This is a genomic window from Allobosea minatitlanensis, from assembly GCF_964020775.1.
Window position 1 is genome coordinate 4,621,361 of the sequence record NZ_OZ224509.1, and the last position, 21,319, is coordinate 4,642,679.

19 protein-coding genes are annotated in these 21,319 nt (G+C 69.7%); 6 read left to right on the forward strand and 13 right to left on the reverse strand.

The window, feature by feature from the left end:
- Positions 1-116 precede the first annotated feature (116 nt).
- The 10 genes from miaB to hslV all read right to left on the reverse strand — a co-directional run bounded on the left by miaB (position 117) and on the right by hslV (position 9,731).
- Positions 117-1,487 carry a tRNA (N6-isopentenyl adenosine(37)-C2)-methylthiotransferase MiaB gene (gene miaB / locus ACWH43_RS22640; RefSeq protein WP_158445240.1) on the reverse strand — a complete coding sequence of 457 codons (1,371 nt, stop codon included), beginning with the start codon at positions 1,485-1,487 and terminating at the stop codon, positions 117-119.
- Between the two features lie 107 nt (positions 1,488-1,594).
- Positions 1,595-2,395, reverse strand: a complete 801-nt coding sequence (locus ACWH43_RS22645) for a lysophospholipid acyltransferase family protein (protein ID WP_260349221.1) — start codon at positions 2,393-2,395, stop codon at positions 1,595-1,597.
- A 130-nt stretch (positions 2,396-2,525) separates the two neighbouring features.
- Positions 2,526-3,035: a GNAT family N-acetyltransferase gene (locus tag ACWH43_RS22650; protein ID WP_158445241.1), complete on the reverse strand. Its 510-nt coding sequence runs from the start codon at positions 3,033-3,035 to the stop codon at positions 2,526-2,528.
- Between the two features lie 35 nt (positions 3,036-3,070).
- Positions 3,071-3,754, reverse strand: coding sequence for a tRNA (adenosine(37)-N6)-threonylcarbamoyltransferase complex dimerization subunit type 1 TsaB (tsaB, locus tag ACWH43_RS22655; protein ID WP_158445242.1), 684 nt, complete (start codon positions 3,752-3,754; stop codon positions 3,071-3,073).
- 108 nt (positions 3,755-3,862) lie between these two features.
- Positions 3,863-4,423, reverse strand: coding sequence for a NifU family protein (locus tag ACWH43_RS22660; RefSeq protein ID WP_158445243.1), 561 nt, complete (start codon positions 4,421-4,423; stop codon positions 3,863-3,865).
- A gap of 120 nt (positions 4,424-4,543) precedes the next feature.
- Positions 4,544-5,038: a universal stress protein gene (locus ACWH43_RS22665; protein WP_158445244.1), complete on the reverse strand. Its 495-nt coding sequence runs from the start codon at positions 5,036-5,038 to the stop codon at positions 4,544-4,546.
- Between the two features lie 102 nt (positions 5,039-5,140).
- Positions 5,141-6,187, reverse strand: a complete 1,047-nt coding sequence (trpS, locus tag ACWH43_RS22670; protein WP_158445245.1) for a tryptophan--tRNA ligase — start codon at positions 6,185-6,187, stop codon at positions 5,141-5,143.
- A 46-nt stretch (positions 6,188-6,233) separates the two neighbouring features.
- Positions 6,234-7,787, reverse strand: coding sequence for a murein biosynthesis integral membrane protein MurJ (gene murJ, locus ACWH43_RS22675; protein ID WP_260349219.1), 1,554 nt, complete (start codon positions 7,785-7,787; stop codon positions 6,234-6,236).
- Between the two features lie 20 nt (positions 7,788-7,807).
- Positions 7,808-9,118 (reverse strand): ATP-dependent protease ATPase subunit HslU, encoded by a 1,311-nt coding sequence (gene hslU / locus ACWH43_RS22680; protein ID WP_158445247.1) that lies wholly within the window; start codon positions 9,116-9,118, stop codon positions 7,808-7,810.
- Between the two features lie 43 nt (positions 9,119-9,161).
- Entirely contained in the window at positions 9,162-9,731 is a 570-nt protein-coding gene (gene hslV / locus ACWH43_RS22685; protein ID WP_260349218.1) for an ATP-dependent protease subunit HslV, read from the reverse strand.
- Between the two features lie 309 nt (positions 9,732-10,040).
- Between hslV and ACWH43_RS22690 the strand changes: the two genes are divergently transcribed.
- Positions 10,041-12,155: a methyl-accepting chemotaxis protein gene (locus ACWH43_RS22690; protein WP_448153644.1), complete on the forward strand. Its 2,115-nt coding sequence runs from the start codon at positions 10,041-10,043 to the stop codon at positions 12,153-12,155.
- A 311-nt stretch (positions 12,156-12,466) separates the two neighbouring features.
- Entirely contained in the window at positions 12,467-12,817 is a 351-nt protein-coding gene (locus tag ACWH43_RS22695) for an Atu4866 domain-containing protein (protein ID WP_260349629.1), read from the forward strand.
- 85 nt (positions 12,818-12,902) lie between these two features.
- Here the strand turns inward: ACWH43_RS22695 and ACWH43_RS22700 are convergent, their stop codons facing one another.
- Entirely contained in the window at positions 12,903-13,514 is a 612-nt protein-coding gene (locus ACWH43_RS22700) for an NAD(P)-dependent oxidoreductase (protein ID WP_158445716.1), read from the reverse strand.
- Positions 13,515-13,638: 124 nt separating this feature from the next.
- Here ACWH43_RS22700 and ACWH43_RS22705 point away from each other — a divergent pair, with 124 nt between their 5' ends.
- The gene (locus ACWH43_RS22705; protein ID WP_375797048.1) at positions 13,639-14,043 is read left to right on the forward strand and encodes a winged helix-turn-helix transcriptional regulator; all 405 of its coding nucleotides are present in this window, start codon (positions 13,639-13,641) and stop codon (positions 14,041-14,043) included.
- Here the strand turns inward: ACWH43_RS22705 and ligD are convergent.
- Positions 14,030-16,561: a DNA ligase D gene (gene ligD / locus ACWH43_RS22710; RefSeq protein WP_158445717.1), complete on the reverse strand. Its 2,532-nt coding sequence runs from the start codon at positions 16,559-16,561 to the stop codon at positions 14,030-14,032. The two genes, ACWH43_RS22705 and ligD, sit on opposite strands and share 14 nt — an antisense overlap.
- A gap of 246 nt (positions 16,562-16,807) precedes the next feature.
- Complete coding sequence (gene ku, locus ACWH43_RS22715) at positions 16,808-17,680, reverse strand: non-homologous end joining protein Ku (protein WP_158445718.1); 873 nt, start codon at positions 17,678-17,680, stop codon at positions 16,808-16,810.
- 278 nt (positions 17,681-17,958) lie between these two features.
- Between ku and rpsO the strand changes: the two genes are divergently transcribed.
- The 3 genes from rpsO (at position 17,959) to ACWH43_RS22730 (ending at position 21,266) form a co-directional block, all read left to right on the forward strand.
- Positions 17,959-18,228 carry a 30S ribosomal protein S15 gene (gene rpsO, locus ACWH43_RS22720; RefSeq protein WP_158445719.1) on the forward strand — a complete coding sequence of 90 codons (270 nt, stop codon included), beginning with the start codon at positions 17,959-17,961 and terminating at the stop codon, positions 18,226-18,228.
- 340 nt (positions 18,229-18,568) lie between these two features.
- The gene (gene pnp / locus ACWH43_RS22725; protein ID WP_158445720.1) at positions 18,569-20,743 is read left to right on the forward strand and encodes a polyribonucleotide nucleotidyltransferase; all 2,175 of its coding nucleotides are present in this window, start codon (positions 18,569-18,571) and stop codon (positions 20,741-20,743) included.
- Positions 20,744-21,104: 361 nt separating this feature from the next.
- Entirely contained in the window at positions 21,105-21,266 is a 162-nt protein-coding gene (locus tag ACWH43_RS22730; protein WP_260349631.1) for a hypothetical protein, read from the forward strand.
- The last annotated feature ends 53 nt before the right edge of the window (positions 21,267-21,319 follow it).

Consider the following 21,319-nt stretch of genomic DNA (forward strand, 5'->3'; position numbering starts at 1 on the left):
ATTCCGGCCCGGCAGGAACAACCGGCCGGGGCGTCTCGCAGCATAACCCAACGCAACGGTTTCAACCTGATGACAGGGCGTCCTCGACATGCAGATGGGGACGGGCCGGGGCGCGCTCAAGCGGCCATTTCCTTGCGCGGATCGTCCTGCGCCCCGCATTTGCGGCCGAAGAGCGAATTGGTGCTCGTCCGCTCGATCACCACCCGCACGATCTCGCCGATCCGGTCGCTGTCGCTGTCGATCTGCACGGCCTGGAGATAGGGCGACTTGCCGGCCATCTGTCCCGGATGGCGCCCGGCGCGCTCGAGCAGCACGTCGACCGTCCGCCCGACCATCGCGGCGTTGAAGGCCTGGCGATGATGCTCGATGCGCCCCTGCAGCCGGTAGAGCCGCTCGTCCATGACCTCGCGCGGGATCTGGGCGTCGAGATCGGCGGCCGGCGTGCCGGGGCGCGGCGAGTATTTGAACGAATAGCTCGAGGCGAAGCCGATCTCGTCGACGAGGCGGATGGTGTCCTCGAAATCGGCGTCGGTCTCGCCGGGGAAGCCGACGATGAAGTCCGAGGACAGGGCGATGTCGGGCCGGGCCTCGCGGATGCGCCCGATTAGGCGGCGGTACTCGTCGCCGGTATGCTTGCGGTTCATCGCGGCGAGGATGCGGTCCGAGCCCGCCTGCACCGGCAGATGCAGGAACGGCATCGCCTGCGGCAGATCGCGATGGGCGGCGATCAGATCGTCGTCCATATCGCGCGGATGGCTGGTGGTGTAGCGGATGCGGGCGATGCCCGGCACCTCGGCGACGCGGTGCATCAGCCGCGCCAGGCTCCAGACGGCGCCGTCCGGCCCCTCGCCGTGATAGGCGTTGACGTTCTGGCCGATCAGGGTGACGTCGCGCACGCCGGCCTCGGCCAGGCGCTCGACCTCCGACAGGATCTGCGCGACCGGGCGCGAGAACTCGGCGCCGCGCGTATAGGGCACCACGCAGAAGGCGCAGAACTTGTCGCAGCCCTCCTGCACCGTGACGAAGGCCGAGACGCCGCGGGCGCGGATGACCTGCGGCTTCGTCGCCGGCAGGAAGCCGAACTTGTCCTCGATGGGAAGGTCGGTGTCGACGACGCGCCTGCCCGCCGCCTCGGCCAGCAATTCCGGCAGGCGGTGATAGGCCTGCGGACCGACGACGAGATCGACGGCGGGCTGGCGGCGCTGGATCTCGCCGCCCTCGGCCTGCGCGACGCAGCCGGCGACGACGATCTTCGTCTCTTGCCCCTGCGCGCCCTGCGCCTTCTTGATGTCGCGCAGCTTGCCGAGCTCGGTATAGACCTTCTGCACGGCCCGGTCGCGGATATGGCAGGTGTTGAGCAGGATGAGGTCCGCGCCTTCCGGCGTCGCCGTCTCCTCATAGCCCTGCTCGCCGAGGATATCGGCCATCCGCTGCCCGTCATAGACGTTCATCTGGCAGCCGAAGGACTTGATGTGGACTTTCTTCATCGTCGCGTTTGGGATCTCCAAACCGTCTCCTTACTCCGGTTCGCGCGGCTTGAAAACGGCCGGGCTGCCGCAAGGGACGCAAAGCAAGGCCCGCGCCAACCCCGGCCTCATTCGGCCGGGCGGCCGGTCACCGCCTCGCGGCGGGCCATGCGCACCACGCCCTCGACCAGCCGCGTCGCCTCCTTGCGCGAGGTCGCGCGGCCCATCGTGATCGGCGCGCCCCAGACCAGCTCGACATCGACGGCGCCGCAGGCCAGCACATATTTGAGATGCGGCGCGAGCTCGGTGTCGCCGTACCAGGCCAGCGCGCTGCGCTCGATGCGCCCGCCGGGCAGGCCGCGCCGGCCGGTATAGGTGATGGTCAGCGGATAGACGGTGACGTCGGCCTCGCTGTCGCCGATCGCCCGATGCGCCGCGCCGAGCAGCGAGGAGCGGAAGGGCAGGATGCGCGTGCCGTCGCCGGTCGTGCCCTCGGCGAAGAGGACGATCTCCTCCCCCGCCGCGATGCGCTCGCCCATCGCCGCGGCGACCCCGGCCGTGGCGCGCGGGCGCTGGCGGTCGATATAGACGGTGCGCTGCAGGTCGGCGAGGAAGCCGATGACCGGCCAGCCCGCGACTTCGCTCTTGGCGACGAAGGAGATCTCGCGCTCGGCGCCGATGACGCAGATGTCGAGCCAGGAGACGTGATTGGCGACGACCAGCGCGCCGGAGCCGCGCGGCGGCGGCGTGCCCCTGACCCGCCGGCGCACGCCGAGGCAGAGGCAGGCGAGGCGATGGAAGCGCCGGGGCAGCACACCGGCCCGCGCCGGCAGGACGCGCCTGACGACGAGCTGAGGCAGCAGCATGGCCAGCGTGCCGGCGCCCAGGCAGAGCAGGCGGCACAGGGCGCCGGCGGATAATCCGTTCATGCGCGAGCGGGTCCGGTCATCGGCGGCGGGCGGTCCTCGTGATCGTCCTGCGGCCGGCGGCGTCGGAAACCCGTTTCCTGACCCGGCCGAGGGTCCAGGCGCGCTGTCATCGCCCGATTGCGGCGCCTTGTCACGCGAGATCGAGCCGCATCGCGATCGCGGTCGCGCGCGTGCCGTCCGGCTTGGGATAATAGCCCTTGCGGCGGCCGACCTCGCGGAAACCGAAATGGCGATAGAGCCGCTCGGCCGGCTCGTTGCCCTCCTCGACCTCGAGGAAGACCTGGACGACCCCCTCGCCGGCGAGGCGCGCGAGATGGGCCGCGAGCAGGGCCCGGCCGAGACCGGCGCCGCGGCGGGCCGGCAAGACCACGATGCTGAGGATCTCGGCCTCGTCCGCCGCCTTGCGCGACATCGCGAACCCGGCGGGGCTGCCGCCACCGCTGAACACGCCGTCGGTCACCACACCGGCATCGGCGATCAGCGCGGCGCATTCCGCCGGCTCCCAGCCGCGGGCGAAGCCGCCGCGATGATGCAGCGCCGCGACCTGCCGCGCATGGGCCACGCCGAGGCGTTCCGTCCGCGCCGGCGCCGAATCGGGGTGAAGGAGCTTGCGCAGCCAGTCCATTCCGCTCGTTCGCATGCCACGGTCCGGGAACCAAGCGCCGTCGGGAGCCCTCATCGGCGCGGCAGGCGCGCCTTGTCCTGCGGCGTCGTCTCCGGCGCCTTGAGGTAGAGCGGGCGCGGCGGCGCCGTCTCCGGATCGGCGATCAGGCCGAGCCGCGCCACCCAGGCGATGTCCGGCGCCCGGGCGCTGTCGATCACGACCGCGTCGAGACCGATCGCCCAGGCCTCGTTCGCCACCGCGAGCGCCGCGGAGCCGACGAGGCTGACCGGCCCGGCGCCGATGGCGCGCGCCGCGTCGCGATAGCTGACCTGGCGCAGCGAGACGAGCGGCTTGCCCTCGGCGCTCAGCGCCTGGAACCAGACCTGGCCGTGCCGGGCGTCAAGCGCCGCGGCGACGACGCGGCCGGATTCGCGGCCGATCAGCGGCGCGGCACAGGCCGCGACCGTGGTGACCCCGACCGCCGGGATGCCGGCGGCGAAGGCGATGGCGCGCGCCGCGCTGACGCCGACCCGCAGGCCGGTATAGCTGCCCGGGCCGACGGTGACGGCGACGCGGCCCAGCGAGGAGAAGCCGCCCTCGACGGCGTCCATCACCCGCTCGACCAGCGGCATCAGCGCCTCGGCATGGCCGCGATCCATGGCGATCTGCTCCCGGGCGAGCGGCTCGGCCTGGCCGGCCTCGAGCACGCAGGCCGAGCAGGCGCCGAGCGCGGTGTCGATCGCGAGAATGCGCATCAGCGTTGGGCTCGACTTCTCATGAGATTGCCGGAACAATCGCAGTGATCCCGGATCGGCGGGGCTTCGCCGCTTGTCCGGGATGACTGCGTGAAAGCAATATTGCGCTCAAACCGCCTCGACCCCGCGCACTTCCGGCAGGAAGTGGTGCAGCAGGTTCTGGATGCCGTGCTTCAGCGTCGCCGTCGAGGAGGGGCAGCCGGAGCAGGCGCCCTTCATCACCAGGTAGACCGTGCCGTCGCGGTAGCCGCGGAAGGTGATGTCGCCGCCATCGCCGGCCACGGCCGGGCGGATGCGGGTTTCCAGCAGGTCCTTGATCGTCTCGACGGTCTCGCTGTCCTCCGGCGCGAAGAACTCGCCCTCATCCGTCTCGTCCGCCGCCGAGCCTTCCGACAGCACCGGCGCGCCCGACATGAAATGCTCCATGATCGCGCCGAGGATCGCGGGCTTGAGATGCGGCCATTCGCCGTCGGATTTGGTGACGGTGATGAAATCGGAGCCGAGGAAGACGCCCGAGACGCCCGAGACGCCGAACAGGCGCTGCGCCAGCGGCGAGCGCTCGGCCTCGGCCGGCTCGCGCATGTCGAGCGTGCCGCTGCCCATGACGATGCGCCCGGGCAGGAACTTCAGGGTCGCCGGATTCGGCGTCGCTTCGGTCTGGATGAACATGGATACCTCCGGATTCCGGCGGTTCAAGGTCGCCGTTCCTGGCTCCGATATAAGCCGGCGGATGGAATCATTCCAGCCGGGCCGTGATTGCGGGCGCAGCGAAGCGAGCGCCGTCGCGCGTCACGCCAGCGCGTCGATCTCCTCGTCCTCGAGATGGCCGGGGACGATGGCCACGGGAATCGGGAAGTTCGCCGAGGCCTTGCCGGCGAGCGCGCTGACCAGCGGGCCGGGGCCCTCGCGGCCGGTGCCGGCGGCGAGGACGAGCAGCGAGATGTCCTCGTCCTCCTCGATCAGCTTGACCAGCTCATCGGCCTTGTCGCCGGTGCGCACCACCTTCTCGGGCTCCAGGCCGGCGAGGGCGCGGACGATGCTCGCGGCGGCGTCGAGGCGCTTCTCGGCCTGCTCCTCCGCTTCCGCCCGCATCACCTCGCCGACGCCGAGCCAGTTTTCATGCTCCGGCGGCGTCGCCACGCCGAGCAGCACGATGGCCGCGCCGACGCGGGCGCAGCGGCGCGCGGCGAAGCGCAGCGCCTTGGCGCATTCCTCGCTGTCGTCGACCACAGCGAGGAATTTCGGGCGATGGCCCGTCTCGTAGGACCGCCGTCGTTTGACCATGGATAGAGCCTGCCGCCGCTTCAGGAGCGGGCATGGTGACCTGCGCCGGCCGCCCGGCGCAAGCCCCGCGCCCGCGACCGGGCCTCCGGCTTGCGTCCCGGCTCAGCCGCGGACGAAGCCGACGATGTCCTTGACCTCGTTCATGATCGGCGTCGCGATGGCGCCGGCGCGTTCCGCGCCCGCGCCGAGGATGGCGTCGATATGCCGGGGCTCGGCGAGCAGGCGGCGCATCTCGCCGGCGATGGGGGCGAGCTTCTCGACCGCGAGATCGACCAGCGCCGCCTTGAAGCCGGAGAACTGGCCGCCGCCGAACTGCTGCAGCACCGCGCTCTTCGCCACGCCGGAGAGGCCGGCATAGATGCCGACCAGATTCTCGGCCTCCGGCCGGCCCTCCAGCCCCTTCTCCTCGGAGGGAAGCGCCTCGGGATCGGTCTTGGCCTTGCGGATCTTCTGCGCGATGGCGTCGGCGTCGTCGGTCAGGTTGATGCGCGAATAGTCGGAGGTGTCCGATTTCGACATCTTCTTGGTGCCGTCGCGCAAGCTCATCACGCGCTGGGCCGGGCCCATGATCATCGGCTCGGGCAGCGGGAAGAAGCCGAGCTCGCCGGTGCCGAGGCCGAGCTCGGCGATCTGCGGCGCGAAGTCGTTGTTGAACTTCTGCGCGATGTCGCGGGTCAGCTCGAGATGCTGCTTCTGGTCCTCGCCGACCGGCACATGCGTCGCCTTGTAGAGCAGGATGTCGGCCGCCATCAGGCTCGGATAGGCGTAGAGACCGAGCGAGGCGTTCTCGCGGTCCTTGCCGGCCTTCTCCTTGAACTGGGTCATGCGGTTCATCCAGCCCAGCCGCGCGACGCAGTTGCAGATCCAGGCGAGCTCGGCATGGGCCGAGACCTGGCTCTGGTTGAAGATGATGCTCTTCTGCGGATCGATGCCGGCCGCGATATAGGCGGCAGTGACCTCGCGGATGGCGCGCTTCAGGTCGGCGGGGTCCTGCCATAGCGTGAGCGCGTGCATGTCGACCACGCAGAACACGCATTCATGGGTCTCCTGCATCGCCACCCAATTGGTCAGCGCGCCGAGATAGTTGCCCAGATGCAGCGTCGAGGTGGGCTGCATGCCTGAAAATACGCGCTGGTGAAAACCCGACATGGGGGACTCCGTCGTCACGATGGAGGAAGGAAGGGGCGCTTCTGGCTCAAGCCCGGCGCTTGCGCAAGGGGAGAGCGCCAAAGGCGCCGAGCAGCGCGCCCACCGCGCCATAGACGACCGCTCCGCCCAGGCAGAGCAGCCCCAGCGCCGCGGCCCGGTGCAGAAGCGGTTGGCCCGGGGCGAGCGGCCCGGCCAGCGCCCCCAGCAGAAGCGGCAGCGCGCCGAGCATGACCGCGCTCGCCGCGAGGCTGGCGGCGATCGGCCGCAGATTTCCGGGGCTCGGGCGCCAGATGCCGTCCCGGACCAGCATCGCGCCGAGCAGCACGGCCTGCACGGCGAAGGCGAGCGTCGCGGCGAAGGCGGCCATCCGCGCGGCGTCGCCCCCGGCCGCCAGCCCGAAGCCGGCGAAAGCCGCGACCAGAACGGCGAGGCCGCCGGACAATAGCGGCAGGCGCGGCAGGCGCCGGGCGAAATAAACCTGGCCGAAGATCTTCGCCGCGATGGCGAAGGGCAGGCCGCAGCCGAAGGCGGCCAGCGCCGCGGCCGTGCGGATGCGGTCGCCGGCCTCGAAGCGGCCGTGCTCGAACAGCACCGAGACGATCGGATCGGCCAGCGCGACGAGGGCCGCGCCGGCCGGCAGGGCCAGGGCGAGCCCCAGCGCCAGCGAATGGCCCAGCATCGCGTCGGGCCCGTCGCGACCGGCGGCGCCCGCCATGTCGGAAAGCACCACGGTGCCCATCGCCACGCCGACGAAACCGAGCGGGAGCTGGAAGACGCGGTCGGCATAATACAGCGCCGAAACGGCGCCGGGCTCGGTCGAGGCGATCTGCGTCGCGACCAGCAGGACGAGCTGGGCCGCCGAGGCGGCGAGCAGGGTCGCGCCGCCGGTGCGCAGGAGGCGCGTCATGTCGGGCGACCAGCGCAGGGCCGGACGCGCCAGGCCGAGCCCGCGCAGCGCCAGCAGGATCAGGGCGAGATGCGCGAGGCCGGTCAGGCTGACGCCGATGGCGAGCCATCGCGCCGCGCTTTCCGGCGCTGCGCCGGAGAGATGCAGCGCCAGCAGCAATCCGAGCAGGATCGCGTTCATCAGCGCCGGCGCCAGCGCCGCGACCGCGAAGCGCCGCTCCGCATTGAGCAGCGCCGCGAGGAGGGCGGCCAGGGTGGTGAGCAGCAGGAAGGGCAGCATCAGCCGCGTGTAATGGGCCGCGAAGGCCAATGTCGCCGGCTCCCCGGCGAAGCCGCCGGCGAGGCCGAGCACCAGCCAGGGCGCGACCAGCTCGCCGACCGCGACCAGAAGCAGGAGCAGAAAGGCGAGATTGCCGGTCGCCTCGGCGGCGAAGCGACGCGCCTCGCCCAGTCCGCGCTCGCGCGCGATGCCGAGATAGAGCGGCACGAAGGGCGCGTTGAGCCCGCCCTCGCCCAGCACGCGGCGGACGAGATTAGGCAGGCGCAAGGCCGCCAGATAGGCATCCGCAACCGGCCCGCCGCCGAGCAGGCGCGCGATCAGCACGTCGCGCGCGAAGCCGAGCAGGCGCGAGGCGACGGTCGCGGCGCCGACGACGGCCGAATCGCGGGCGAGGCAGGAGGGCGGCTCCGACACCTGCGCCCCCGGCCCGGCCATCAGAGGATGAACCGGCTCAGATCGGCGTTCTTGGCCAGATCGCCGATGCGCGCCTCGACGTAAGGCCCGTCGATCGTCACCGTCTCGCCGGAGCGGTCCGGCGCGGTGAAGGAGATCTCGTCGAGGATGCGCTCGATCACGGTCTGGAGCCGGCGGGCGCCAATGTTCTCGACCGTGGAATTCACCTCGACCGCGATGCGGGCGATGGCGTCGATCGCGTCGGGCGCGAACGCGATCGCGACGTTCTCGGTCGCCATCAGCGCCACGGACTGCTTGATCAGGCTGGCCTCCGTCTCGGTCAGGATGCGCTTGAAGTCCTCGATGTCGAGCGGGTTCAGCTCGACGCGGATCGGCAGGCGGCCCTGCAATTCCGGCAAGAGGTCGGAGGGGCGCGAGACATGGAAGGCGCCCGAGGCGATGAACAGGATGTGGTCGCTCTTCACCGCGCCGTGCTTGGTCGCGACGGTGGTGCCCTCGATCAGCGGCAGCAGGTCGCGCTGCACGCCTTCGCGCGAGACATCGGCGCCGCCCTTGCCCTCGCGGGCGCAGATCTTGTCGATCTCGTCGAGGAAGACGATGCCGTTCTCCTCGACCTCGCGGATCGCCGCCTGGACGATCGCCTCCTGGTCGATCAGCTTGTCGCTCTCCTCGGCCAGAAGCGGCGCGTGCGCGTCCTTGACCAGCATGCGCCTGGGCTTGCCCTTCTGGCCGAAGGCCTTGCCGAACATGTCGGAGAGGTTGATCGCGCCGATCGAGGCGCCCGGCATGCCCGGCACCTCGAACATCGGCGCGGCCGCCCCGGCGCCGGCCGCCACCTCGACCTCGATCTCCTTGTCGTCGAGCTCGTTGTTGCGCAGCTTGCGGCGGAAGGAATCGCGCGTCGCCTGGCTCGCCGTCGCCCCGACGAGGGCGTCGAGCACGCGCTCCTCGGCGGCGAGCTGCGCCTTGGCCGCGACATCCTTGCGCCGGCTCTCGCGCACCAGCGCGATCGCGATCTCGAGGAGGTCGCGCACGATCGACTCGACGTCGCGGCCGACATAGCCGACCTCGGTGAACTTGGTCGCCTCGACCTTGAGGAAGGGCGCGTTCGCCAGCTTGGCGAGGCGCCGCGCGATCTCGGTCTTGCCGCAGCCGGTCGGGCCGATCATCAGGATGTTCTTGGGCGAGACCTCCTCGCGCAGCGGCCCTTCGAGCTGCTGGCGGCGCCAGCGGTTGCGCAGCGCGATGGCGACGGCGCGCTTGGCCTCCTTCTGGCCGACGATGAAACGGTCGAGCTCGGAGACGATCTCGCGGGGGGAAAAGCTGGTCATCGCAGAGGGTGCATCCAGGTAGATTGAGCGGCGGCGAGGACGATCACGCCGCCTCGAGCGTCTCGATGACGAGACTGTGGTTGGTATAGACGCAGATGTCGCCGGCGATCTTCATCGCCTTGCGCACGATCGTCTCGGCATCGGGCTCGATATCGATCAGGGCGCGCGCGGCCGAGAGCGCGTAATTGCCGCCGGAGCCGATCGCCATCACCGCGCCGTGCTCGCCCGCCTCCGGCTCCAGCACGTCGCCGGTGCCCGAGATCAGCAGCGAGACCTCCTTGTCGGCGACGAGCAGCATCGCCTCCAGCCGGCGCAGATAGCGGTCGGTGCGCCAGTCCTTGGCGAGCTCGACGCAGGCGCGCAGGAGCTGCGTCGGATATTGCTCCAGCTTGCTTTCGAGCCGCTCGAACAGGGTGAAGGCGTCGGCGGTGGCCCCGGCGAAGCCGGCGATCACCTGGCCCTTGGCGAGCCGGCGCACCTTGCGGGCGTTGCCCTTCATGATCGTCTGGCCGAGCGAGACCTGGCCGTCGCCGCCGATGACGACGCGGCCTCCCTTGCGCACCATCAGGATGGTGGTGGCGTGCATGACGGGAGCGTTGCTGGTTTCGGACATGAGGAAGGGGAACCGGACTCGGGATTGCGGAAGACCCAAGATGTTCAGGCGCAGCCGCGCGATCAAGGGGCGAGCCGTGGCCATGCGCGCAACCCGCCCGCGATGCAAGCGCCGCGGCGCGGGCGGAATCCGCGGCGGGCGGACCGGCTCCGCCGCGCCATGCGGGGGGATGCCATGTCGGCGAATGGCGGCCGGACCGGCCATTGCGCGGCGCCGAGCCGCCTCCTTAAGCGGATTTTTATCATCGCTGGCAAATGGTCGTCGCCATTGCACGGCCTCCGGAACAGGAGGCCGCCTCGGGGGCCGCTGATGAAATCGATCCGCCTGAAGATTCTCGCCATGCTCGCCATCGTCGCGGGCGGAGCCGTCCTATGCGCGATGATCAGCCTCTACGGGCTGATCAGGGCCGACGACCTGAACACGCGCTCCGAGATTCAGGCCAAGGTGGCCCTGCTAACCCAGCGCATCGACGGCGCCGTCACCGGCGTGGTGATGGATTCGCGCGGCATCTACATGGCGAAGAATCCCCGCGACGCCGAGCCTTTCGCCAAGGGCGTCGAGCAGCGCTTTCCGACCCTGCGCCAGCTCGTCGCCGATCTGCGCAAGATCGCGCCGGCGGAACAGCGCCAGACGGTCGAGCGGATCGCCCAGGCGGTCGAGGATTTCATCGCCTTCCGGAGCGAGACGGTCCGGCTGGGACGGAGCGTCTCGCCGGAAGCCGCCAACGCGCAGGGCAACAACGAGCAGAACCGCGCCAACCGGAAGGCCCTGAACGACCTGCTGGTCGGCTTCAGCCAGGCCACCGAGAAGGAGGGCATCCAGGTCAGCGACGAGGCTTCCGCCTTCACCCAGCAGGTGCAGTGGATCCTGCCGCTCGTCCTGCTGGCGACCCTGGCCTTTTCGGCCGGCGTGGCGCTGGTCTTCGCCCAGCGCTCGATCACTCGGCCGATCCTCGATCTCAGCGCGGTCATGGAAAAGCTCACCGCCGGCGACATCCGGGTCGAGGTGCCCCATTCCGGGCGCTCCGACGAGATCGGCGCGATGGCCCGGGCCGTCTCGGTCCTGCGCCAGAGCAGCGAGCAGGTGGCGCGGCTGCAGGAGCAGGAGCGCGCCGCCGCGGCCGCGCGGCTGGCGCGGGCGCAGTCGATGGAGGCGGTGGTCTCGGATGTCGGCGAGGTGGTGGCGGCGGCCGCGGCCGGCGATTTCTCGGCGCGCCTGCGGATCGACGACGCCGACGAGCAGATGCAGCGGCTGGCCGCCGGGCTGAACCAGATCAACGCGGTGGTCGATTCCGCCACGACGGAGTTCGCCGGCACGCTGCAGGCGATCGCCGCCGGCGACCTGACCAGCCGGATCGAGACCTCCTATCACGGCCGCTTCGCCGATCTGAAGAACGCGATCAACGAGACGGTTGACCGTCTCTCTTCGACGGTGGCGACGATCCAGGCGACGTCGTCGGATGTCGGGGTGGCGGCGCGTGAGATCAACACCGGGGCGGACGACCTGTCGAAGCGAACGGAGGAGCAGGCCTCCTCGCTGGAGGAGACGGCGGCGACCACCGAGGAGCTGGCGGCGTCCGTCAAGGCCTCGGCGCAGGCCTCGAAGGAGGCCGCCCGGATCGCCACCCAGGCGATGGAGGCGGCGCAGAGCGGGGGCGCCATCGCCGGCCAGGCCGTCGAGGCCATGGCCCGCATCGAGGCCGCCTCGCAGAAGATCTCCGACATCATCCGGGTCATCGACGACATCGCCTTCCAGACCAACCTGCTCGCCCTCAACGCCGCGGTCGAGGCGGCGCGCGCCGGCGAGGCCGGGAAGGGCTTCGCCGTCGTCGCCTCCGAGGTGCGCACGCTCGCCCAGCGCTCGGGCGAGGCGGCCAAGGACATCTCCGGGCTGATCTCCTCCTCCAATGCCGAGGTCGGGGCCGGGGTCCGGCTGGTGCGCCAGGCCGGCGACCAGCTCGCGCATATCCTGGAGGCCTCGCAGAAGGTCGCCGCCACCATCGCCGACATCTCGGCGGCCTCGGGCGAGCAGGCCAACGGCATCGACGAGATGAGCCAGGCGGTGGCGCATCTCGACGAGATGACCCAGCAGAACGCGGCGCTGGCCGAGCAGAGCGCGGCCTCGGCGCATGCGCTGTCGGGCCGCATCGGCCAGCTCAACGCGCTCGTCGCCGCCTTCCGCACCGGCCGCGAGGCGCCGGCGGCGCAGCCTCCGCAGCCGCTCCCGGCGACGCGCCCGGCCCGGACGGCGCGCATCGCCGCCCCCGCGGTTCCGGCGCCCGCGCCGGCCGAGGCCGCGGACGGCTCCGAGCCCGAGCGGCTGCGCCAGCTCGCCGAGGCGGCCTTCGTCCAATCCAGGGCCGCCCCCGCCCCGCGCAAGGTCGCCAACGGGCGCGCCATCGACACCGGATGGGAGGAGTTCTGAGGCGAAAGGCGCCCCGGCACCTCTCCCCCCGCCACACTCCCTAACGGCGCCGAAAGGCGCCGTTCTCGCGATTCGCCAAGGGCTTGCGCCCATTCCCCGCGAGCAGGCGCCGCCCCGCCCCTTGCAACGGCGCCCGCCGCTCCCCATTTCGGACCAGCGCCGCCGCATTCATGCCCAGCAGGCGCCACCATCGACCGACATCATCGCGACGACTTCGACATCGCCGGTCCCGCCGGCGCGCTGTCGTTCTCGCATTCCCGTTCCGCTGTCGCCGCGGAGCGGGCTTTCATTCCTTCAGGGAGACCGAACCGATGCAGTTCAGCCAGGTTCTTCAGGCTCTCGGCCAGTTCGCCAACGGCATCGCGCCGCGCGGCCGGGCCATCCGCCCGCTCGAGATCGATCTCGACGAAGCCAACGCCCCCTCGCCCTTCGAGCAGGCCGCCATCGGCACCTGGAAGACCGAGGACGGCGCCATCCTCATCGACCTCAGGCCGGACGGCCAGTTCCACAAATGCAAGCCCTCCGCCGGCGCCCAGCATCGCGGGCGCTACGCCGTCGACCGCTCGAAGCTCTATTTCGAGGGCGAATCGGGCTGGGTCGCCCTCGGCAAGCTGAAGCGCGGCAGGCTCAGCATCGGCGAGAAGCAGTTCCGCAAGGCCTGACGCCGCAGGCCCGATCCTCAAAAAAGGCCGCGCCCCCGCGAGAGGGCGCGGCCTTTTCCTTTGGCCCCGAGGCTACCGGGAAACCTCAGTAGCCGACCGTGAAGCGGCGGCGGCGATGCGCCGGCTTTTCCAGCTCGTCGACCAGCGCCACGGCGTAATCCTCGGCCGAGATCGCGCTGTCGCCCTTGGCGTCGACCAGGAGCTGATCGGTGCCGAGCCTGAATTTCCCGGTGCGCTCGCCCGGCTGGATCAGCGCCGAAGGCGAGAGGAAGGTCCAGTCCAGCGCCGGCTCCTGCTTCAGCAGGTCGAGGAAGACCCCGCCCTTCTGCGCCTCGTCGCGATAGGCGGCGGGGAAATCGGGGGTGTCGACCAGCTTCACGCCCGGCGCGACCTCGAGGCTGCCGGCGCCGCCGACGACGAGATAGCGCTTCACGCCCGACTGCTTCACCGCGGCGAGCAGGATCTGCGGGTCGCTGGCGGTGAAGTGGACGGCGCTGATCGCCGCGTCATGGCCGGCCAGCAGCCGCGCCAGACCGTCCCTGTCGAAGACATCGCCCTTGACCGCGGTGACGCCGGGCAGGGAGGCCACCTTCTCCGGATTGCGGACGATCGCGGTGACGGCGTGGCCGCGCGCCGACAATTCGGCGAGCAGGCGCGACCCGATGAATCCGCTGGCGCCGATCAATGCGACTTTCATGACAAGGGCTCCTTTCTCAGGTAACTGTTCGATACCTGCGCTCCAATGGAACCTATCTGATGCCGCTGCGGCGCCCCGTAAAGAAGGCACTTTCGCGCGACATGGTCACCTCCCGGAAACCGCCATGCTGAAACGTCCCGACCCTTTCCAGGCCCTGTGCCCGACGCGGCGCGTGCTCGACCGCATCGGCGATAGCTGGGCCGTGCTGATCCTGGTCGCGCTCGAGGACGGCACGCTGCGCTTCAACGCGCTGCGGCGCCGGATCGAGAACATCTCGCAGAAGATGCTGTCGCAGACGCTGAAGAGCCTGGAGCGCGACGGGCTGGTCCGGCGCGAGGTGTTTGCGACCGTGCCGGTCACGGTCGAATATTCCCTGACCGGGCTGGGCCGGACATTGTCGCAGACGGTGCACCAGCTCACGCTCTGGGCCGAGGCCCATATCGGCGAGGTCGAGGCGGCGCAGCGGCGCTACGACCAGGGCCTCGCGCCGCCGGACGGCCGCAGCCCGGCCCCGCTCAGCCTCCGGTGAGAGGCTTGCCCCGGGTGAAGAAATCGCTCCAGAGATCGGGCGGCAAGGCGCCGTCGAGGATGTCGCGCGCCTTGAAGGCGTCGGGCTTCAGGCTGTCGATGTCCGTCCACTCCACCGGCATCGCCAGGGTCACGCCGGGCCGGGCGCGGGTCGAATAGGGGGCGATCGCGGTGGCGCCGCGGCCATTGCGCAGATAGTCGATGAAGATCCGGCCGCGCCGCGCCTTCTTCGACAGGGTCGCGGTGTAGAGCTTCGGCTCGGCCTGCTCCATCGCCTTGGCGAAATCGCGGGCGAAGCCGCGCACGCGCGGCCAGTCCGCCCTGGGCTTCAGCGGCACCACGACATGGAAGCCCTTGCCGCCGGAAACCTTGAGGAGGCTGTCGAAGCCGAGCTCGTCGAGATGGCGGCGCACGGTCAGCGCCGCCTCGCGCACGCGCTCGATCGGCACCCCGGCATCGGGATCGAGGTCGAAGATGATCTGGTCCGGCGTCTCGATCGCATCCAAAGTCGCGCCCCAGACATGGATCTCGACCGTGCCGAGCTGCACCAGGGCGGCGAGCCCGTCGAAATCCTCGATCGAGATCAGCTCCTCGCCGTCGCTGTCCTTCCGGCGGCGCACGGCCGGGTGCATCCCGGCACCGGCATGCTTCTGGAAGAAGCGGGTGCCCTCGATGCCGTCCGGCGCGCGGACCAGGCTGAGCGGCCGCCCGGTGACGAAGCGCCGCATCAGCGGCCAGACCCGGGCGTAATAGGCGAGCAGATCGCGCTTGGTGAAGCCGGCATCGGGCCAGAGCTGCTTGTCGGGACTGCTCAGCGTCACGCGCGTCTCCACCGCCTCGGCCTTCCCGGGCGCTTTGCGCGCCGCCATCCTCTCCCGGCCGGGAGCCGGCGCGGCATCGGGCGCGACCGGCGCCTCGGCGGCGACCTCGCCGGCCGGCTTGTCCTCGCGCAGGCCCAGGAAGGAGGCGTGGCGCAAGGTCTTCGAGGCGGTCCAGGCCCGGAACGCGACCTCCGCCACCAGCTCGGGTTTCACCCAGACGACGCCCCGCTCGCGCCCGGCACGGCCCTTGAAGGGCGAGGCATCGGCCGCGATCGCGTCGAGCTTCGCCTTCAGGGCGGCGGCGGAAGCCGCGGTGAAGCCGGTGCCGACCCGGCCGGCCGGCTTCAGCTCGCCATCCTCGTAATAGCCGGCGACGATGGAGCCGAGCTTGCGCGGAGAGGCCTGCGAGGGGACGTAGCCGGCGATGACGAATTCCTGGCGCTGGGAGCATTTCGACTTGATCCAGTCGCGGCCGCGCCCGCTGCGATAGGGCGCGTCGGCGCGTTTCGAGACCACCCCCTCCAGCCCGAGGCGGCAGGCATGGGCCAGCATGACCTGGCCCGGCTCGACGAAATGCTCGCTGTAGCGCAGCGGGCCGTCGGCGGGCGCGCCCTCCAGCAGATGCTGCAGCCTTTCCTTGCGGGCGAGCAGCGGCTCGCCGCGCAGATCCTCGCCGTCGAGATGCATCAGGTCGAAGGCGAAATAGACGAGGCCGGCGGTTTTTCCGTCCGAGAGCGCCTGCTGCAGGGCGGAGAAGGAGGAGATGCCGTCCTCGCCGAGCGCGACCAGCTCGCCGTCGATCAGGGCGCTCCCGCAGGGCAGGCCGGCGAGCGCCGCGATCAGCCCCTTGCCGAAACGGGCGGTCCAGTCGAGGCCCGAACGGGTCAGGAGCCTGGCCTCGCCATGGTCGATGCGGGCCTCCAGCCGGTAGCCGTCGAACTTGACCTCGTGCAGCCAGCTCTCGCCGGCGGGAGGCTTCTCCTGCAAGGTCGCCAGGCAGGGCTCGACGAAGGCCGGCAGCGCCTCGTCATCGCCGCGCCGCCTCGCCTTGCGGGCCGGTTTCGCCGCGGCGGCCGCCTGCTTTGCCGGCCGGGTCGTGTCCCAGACGGCCCCCTTGTCGGCATCGGCCCCGATCTGCTCGACCGAAAGGCCGGACTTCACCGAGTTCGGCGCGGTTTCGAGGATGTCCTCGTCGGTGCGGGCGAATGCGTCCTCCGATTTGATCAGCAGCCAGTTGTCGCGCTTCTCGCCGCGCCGGGGTTTCAGCCGGACGAGATGCCAGCGGCCGTGCAGCTTGTGGCCCTCCAGCGCGAAGGCGAGATGGCCCTTCTTCAGGCCTGCCGCCGGATCGCCCTCGGGTATCCAGCGCCCCTCATCCCAGACGATGACCGAGCCGCCGCCATATTGCCCGGCGGGAATCGTGCCTTCGAAGCCGGCATATTCGAGCGGATGGTCCTCGACATGGACGGCCAACCGCTTCTCGGCCGGGTCGAGGCTGGGGCCCCGCGTCACCGCCCAGGACCAGAGCACGCCGCCCTGTTCGAGCCGGAAATCGTAATGCAGGCGCCGGGCCGCATGCTTCTGCACGACGAAGGCGCCGCCTTGCGGGCCGGACGCCTTGCCGGACTTGCCAACGCCTTTCGGCTCGCGGGTGCGGCTGAAATCGCGCTTGGAGCGGTAGAGATCGAGCGTGGACATCGGTCCTCCCCTTGAGCCGGCCGGAACTTCACCGGCGTCGCCCTGCACCTCAAAAAAAGCGCGCCTCACCCCGGACCGATCACGGCCCGGATCCGGAATCCAGGCCTGAACCTTCTCCGGAAACGCTCAGTGACGGATCCCGACTCTCCCGGAGCCCGTCCTTGGTCCGATCGAAGACGGGACCGGGGGATCGCCCGGGATGACCGCGGCACGACCCGGTTTTCCATGTCCTTCCCCTGGTCGTGCTCAGGCACTCTTGCGGGTCTTGCCGGTCGAGCGCTTTGCCGATTTGGCAGGCTTAGCCGCCTTGGAACCGGAGGGCGCCGCAGCCTTGCCGCCACCTTCGCCGGCGAGGCTCCTCTTCAAGGCATCGAACAGGTTGACGACGTTGGCGGGGCGCTCGGCCGCCTGCACCACGGGCGGCTTGCGGCCCTTCTGCTTGGCGCGGATCAATTCGAGCAGCGCGTCCTCATACCGGTCGTCGAAGCCGGACGGGTCGAAGGCCGCTTCCTTCTTCTCGATGATATGGGTCGCGAGCGCGACCAGTTCGGGGTCGCTCTTCTGCTTGCCGAGCCCGTCGAAGACCTCTTCCGGCTTCCTGACGGTCTTGTCGTAGCGCAGCGTCGTCAAGAGCAGGCCGCTGTCGAAGGGTTCGATCATCACCGGCCGCTCGCGGCGATAGAGCACGATGCGGGCGATCCCGGCCTTCCGCTGCTTCGCCATCGCCTCCCGGATCACGGCGAAGGCCTCCTCCGAGACCTCGTCCGCGGGCGTGACGTAATAGGGCGTGTCAAAATAGATCTGCGGGATGTCGGCCCGGTCGACGAAGCTCTCGATCGACAGCGTATGCGAGGATTCGATCTGGACGGCCTCGATCTCGTCCTCCTCGACCAGCAGATATTCGTCGTCGCCGATCTCGTAGCCCTTGACCTCGTCGTCGTCAGAAACAGGCTTGCCGGTGACGCTGTCGACATATTGCCGCCGCACCGTGTTGCCGGTCTTGCGGTTGATGATGCGGAAGGAGACGCGCTCGCTCTGGCTGGTCGCGCCGGTGAGCTCGACGGCGCAGGAGACCAGCGAGAGCTTGAGATAGCCTTTCCAGGCCGGGCGCGGCGCCATCACAGGCGCTCCCGCGCAGGGCGCGTCGCGGTTCGGATGCAAACGGGCATGGACGACCCCTCGCTTTCTCGGATGAGGATAGCGAGTCAAACCGGCATCCGGCAGTCCTGTTCCGCGAAGCGCTGGCGTTTCCGCCGATTTCGTGTATATGCCGCGCATCCGGACCGAAAAAGCCGGCTGCGCGACCCCTCCGCGATGAGGCGGCTCGCGGACTCCGGACCTCGCTGGACGACATCCCGGCCAGGCCCGCCAGATCAACCCCAACAGAGGATTCCCCGATGTCGATCACGGCCGAGCGCAAGACCGCGCTGCTCAAGGAATACGCCACCAAGCCGAACGATACCGGCTCGCCGGAGGTCCAGATCGCGATCCTGACGGAGCGCATCAACAACCTCACCGGCCACTTCAAGTCGCATGCGAAGGACAACCACTCCCGCCGCGGCCTGCTCAAGCTGGTCTCGCAGCGCCGCTCGCTGCTCGACTACCTCAAGGGCAAGGAAGAGGCCCGCTACAAGACGCTGATCGAGAGGCTCGGCATCCGCCGCTGATCGAAGGCCGAAAGCCGTTTCCGCCCGGTGCCTTCCGCTCCGGGCGGCACCTTTTCGGGCGATGCCGCTGGATCATCGCGCGTCCTTCCGGACGCGATAACGATGATCTACCATGTCGTTACAACATCGGATACATCCGATGTTGTAGGGGCGGCGCGCCTAACTGCCGCGGCGGCCGCATGGGGCGGCCCTCCCGCGTGACCCGCCGGGCGCCGAAAGACGTCCATGGCAGGATCGCCGAGCGCTCGGGCGCCAACCTCTCACAGCCCGAGCGCTCCGCCGTCTTGCCCATGGGCCTGAAGGCACCGGACGGGTCGAACCCGACCGAAAGACGAAACACATGTTCGACATCCAAACCGAAGAACTGATCTGGGGCGGCCGCAAGCTCGTCCTCGAAACCGGCAAGGTCGCCCGCCAGGCCGACGGCGCCGTGATGGCCACCTATGGCGAGACCGTCCTGCTCGCCACCGTCGTCTCGGCCAAGGAGCCGAAGCCCGGCTTCGACTTCTTCCCGCTGACCGTGAACTACCAGGAGAAGACCTTCGCCGCCGGCCGCATCCCGGGCGGCTATTTCAAGCGCGAAGGCCGCCCGAGCGAGAAGGAGACGCTGGTCTCCCGCCTCATCGACCGCCCGATCCGCCCGCTCTTCGTCGAAGGCTACAAGAACGACACGCAGGTCGTCGTCACCGTCCTCCAGCATGATCTGGAGAACGATCCCGACATCCTCGCCATGGTCGCGACCTCGGCGGCGCTGACCCTCTCCGGCGTGCCCTTCATGGGTCCGATCGGCGGCGCCCGCGTCGGCTATATCGACGGCGCCTACAAGCTGAATCCGACGATCGAGGAGATGAAGGAATCGGCCCTCGACCTCGTCGTCGCCGGCACCCAGGACGCCGTGATGATGGTCGAGTCGGAGGCGAAGGAGCTCTCCGAGGAGATCATGCTCGGCGCCGTGATGTTCGGCCACAAGCATTTCCAGCCGGTGATCGAGGCGATCATCCGCCTGGCCGAGAAGGCCGCCAAGGAGCCGCGCGACTTCAACCCGCCGGACGATTCCGCCATCCTCGACGCGATCATGAAGCTGGGCGAGGCCGATCTGCGCGCCGCCTACAAGATCACCGCCAAGGCCGAGCGCTACAAGGCCGTCGACACCGTCAAGGCCAAGGTCGTCGCCGCGCTGGTTTCCGAGACGCCGGACGGCGTGACCACCTTCGCCAAGGACAAGGTCGGCGCCCAGTTCAAGGAAGCGCAGGCCAAGATCGTGCGCTGGAACATCCTCGACGACGGCATCCGCATCGACGGCCGCGACGGCAAGACCGTGCGCCCGATCGTGGCCCAGGCCGGCATCCTGCCGCGCACCCACGGCTCGGCGCTGTTCACCCGCGGCGAGACGCAGGCGCTGGTCGTGACCACGCTCGGCACCGGCGACGACGAGCAGTTCATCGACTCGCTGGAAGGCACCTACAAGGAGACCTTCCTGCTGCACTACAACTTCCCGCCCTATTCGGTCGGCGAGACCGGCCGCATGGGCTCGCCCGGCCGCCGCGAGATCGGCCATGGCAAGCTCGCCTGGCGCGCCATCCACCCGATGCTGCCGCCGAAGGGCGAGTTCCCCTACACGCTGCGCGTCGTCTCGGAGATCACCGAGTCGAACGGCTCCTCCTCGATGGCCACCGTCTGCGGCACCTCGCTGGCGCTGATGGATGCCGGCGTGCCGCTGCGCGCGCCGGTTGCCGGCATCGCGATGGGCCTGATCCTGGAAGGCGAGCGCTTCGCGGTGCTCTCCGACATCCTCGGCGACGAGGACCATCTCGGCGACATGGACTTCAAGGTCGCGGGTACTGCAGAAGGCATTACTTCGCTTCAGATGGACATCAAGATCGCCGGCATCACCGAGGAGATCATGAAGGTCGCCCTCGACCAGGCCAAGGGCGGGCGCGAACACATCCTCGGCGAGATGGCCAAGGCGCTCTCCGCCTCGCGCGGCCAGCTCGGCGAGTTCGCGCCGCGCATCGAGACGATGAAGATCCCGGTCGACAAGATCCGCGAAGTCATCGGCTCCGGCGGCAAGGTCATCCGCGAGATCGTCGAGAAGACCGGCGCCAAGGTCAACATCGAGGACGACGGCACCATCAAGATCGCCTCGGCCGACGGCAAGTCGATCGAAGCCGCGATCAAGTGGATCAAGTCGATCGTCTCCGAGCCGGAGACCGGCACGATCTATGACGGCACCGTCGTCAAGATCATGGAGTTCGGCGCCTTCGTGAACTTCTTCGGCGCCAAGGACGGCCTCGTCCACATCTCCGAGCTCGCCCCCAAGCGCGTCCAGAAGGTCCAGGACGTCGTCAAGGAAGGCGACAAGGTCAAGGTGAAGTTCCTCGGCATGGACGAGCGCGGCAAGATCCGCCTCTCGATGAAGGTCGTCGACCAGGAGACCGGCGAGGACATCACCGAGAAGCTGAAGGCCGAGCGCGAGGCCGAGAAGTCCCGCGAGAAGCAGGCCGCCGGCGAGTAATCGCTCCAAGCGGATTCACGTGAAACGAAGCGCGCCCCGCATCCCCGGATGCGGGGCGTTTCGCATTCCGCGCCCGCCGCAACGATGCTGACAGCCCGGAGCGGTGCAAGGGCCTGGAGCACCGGACTGAATACCGTACGCGGCCCGGCAACCGTCATTCCGATTCCGTACGGAACCGCCACCGTCATTCCGGGGCATGGCGAAGCCATGAGCCCGGAACCGAAAGCCGTCTGCGCTATCACGATCTTGCCGGCGAAGGACCGCCTGCTCTTCGTCCACGGACTCGGCTGCGCCTCCTCATGCGACTAGCCGGCCGTGGCGGCGGCGCCCGCATTGCGCGGACGGCGGATGCTGCCCGACCTTGCCCCGGACGATGATCATCGACGAGAACTCCCTTCCCTATGCCGAGGCGGAGAGCCTTTCCGGGATCGGGGTCGATCTCCGCATCGTGCCGAAGGCCGGCCATTCCATGGCCTGGGAGAATCCGGGCGGGCTGGCCGAGGCCATTGCCGGGCGGGGATGACCGGAGGGACCGCGGCGCGCGGCGCCAGGTGACGCAGCTTCGGCAATAGTCTA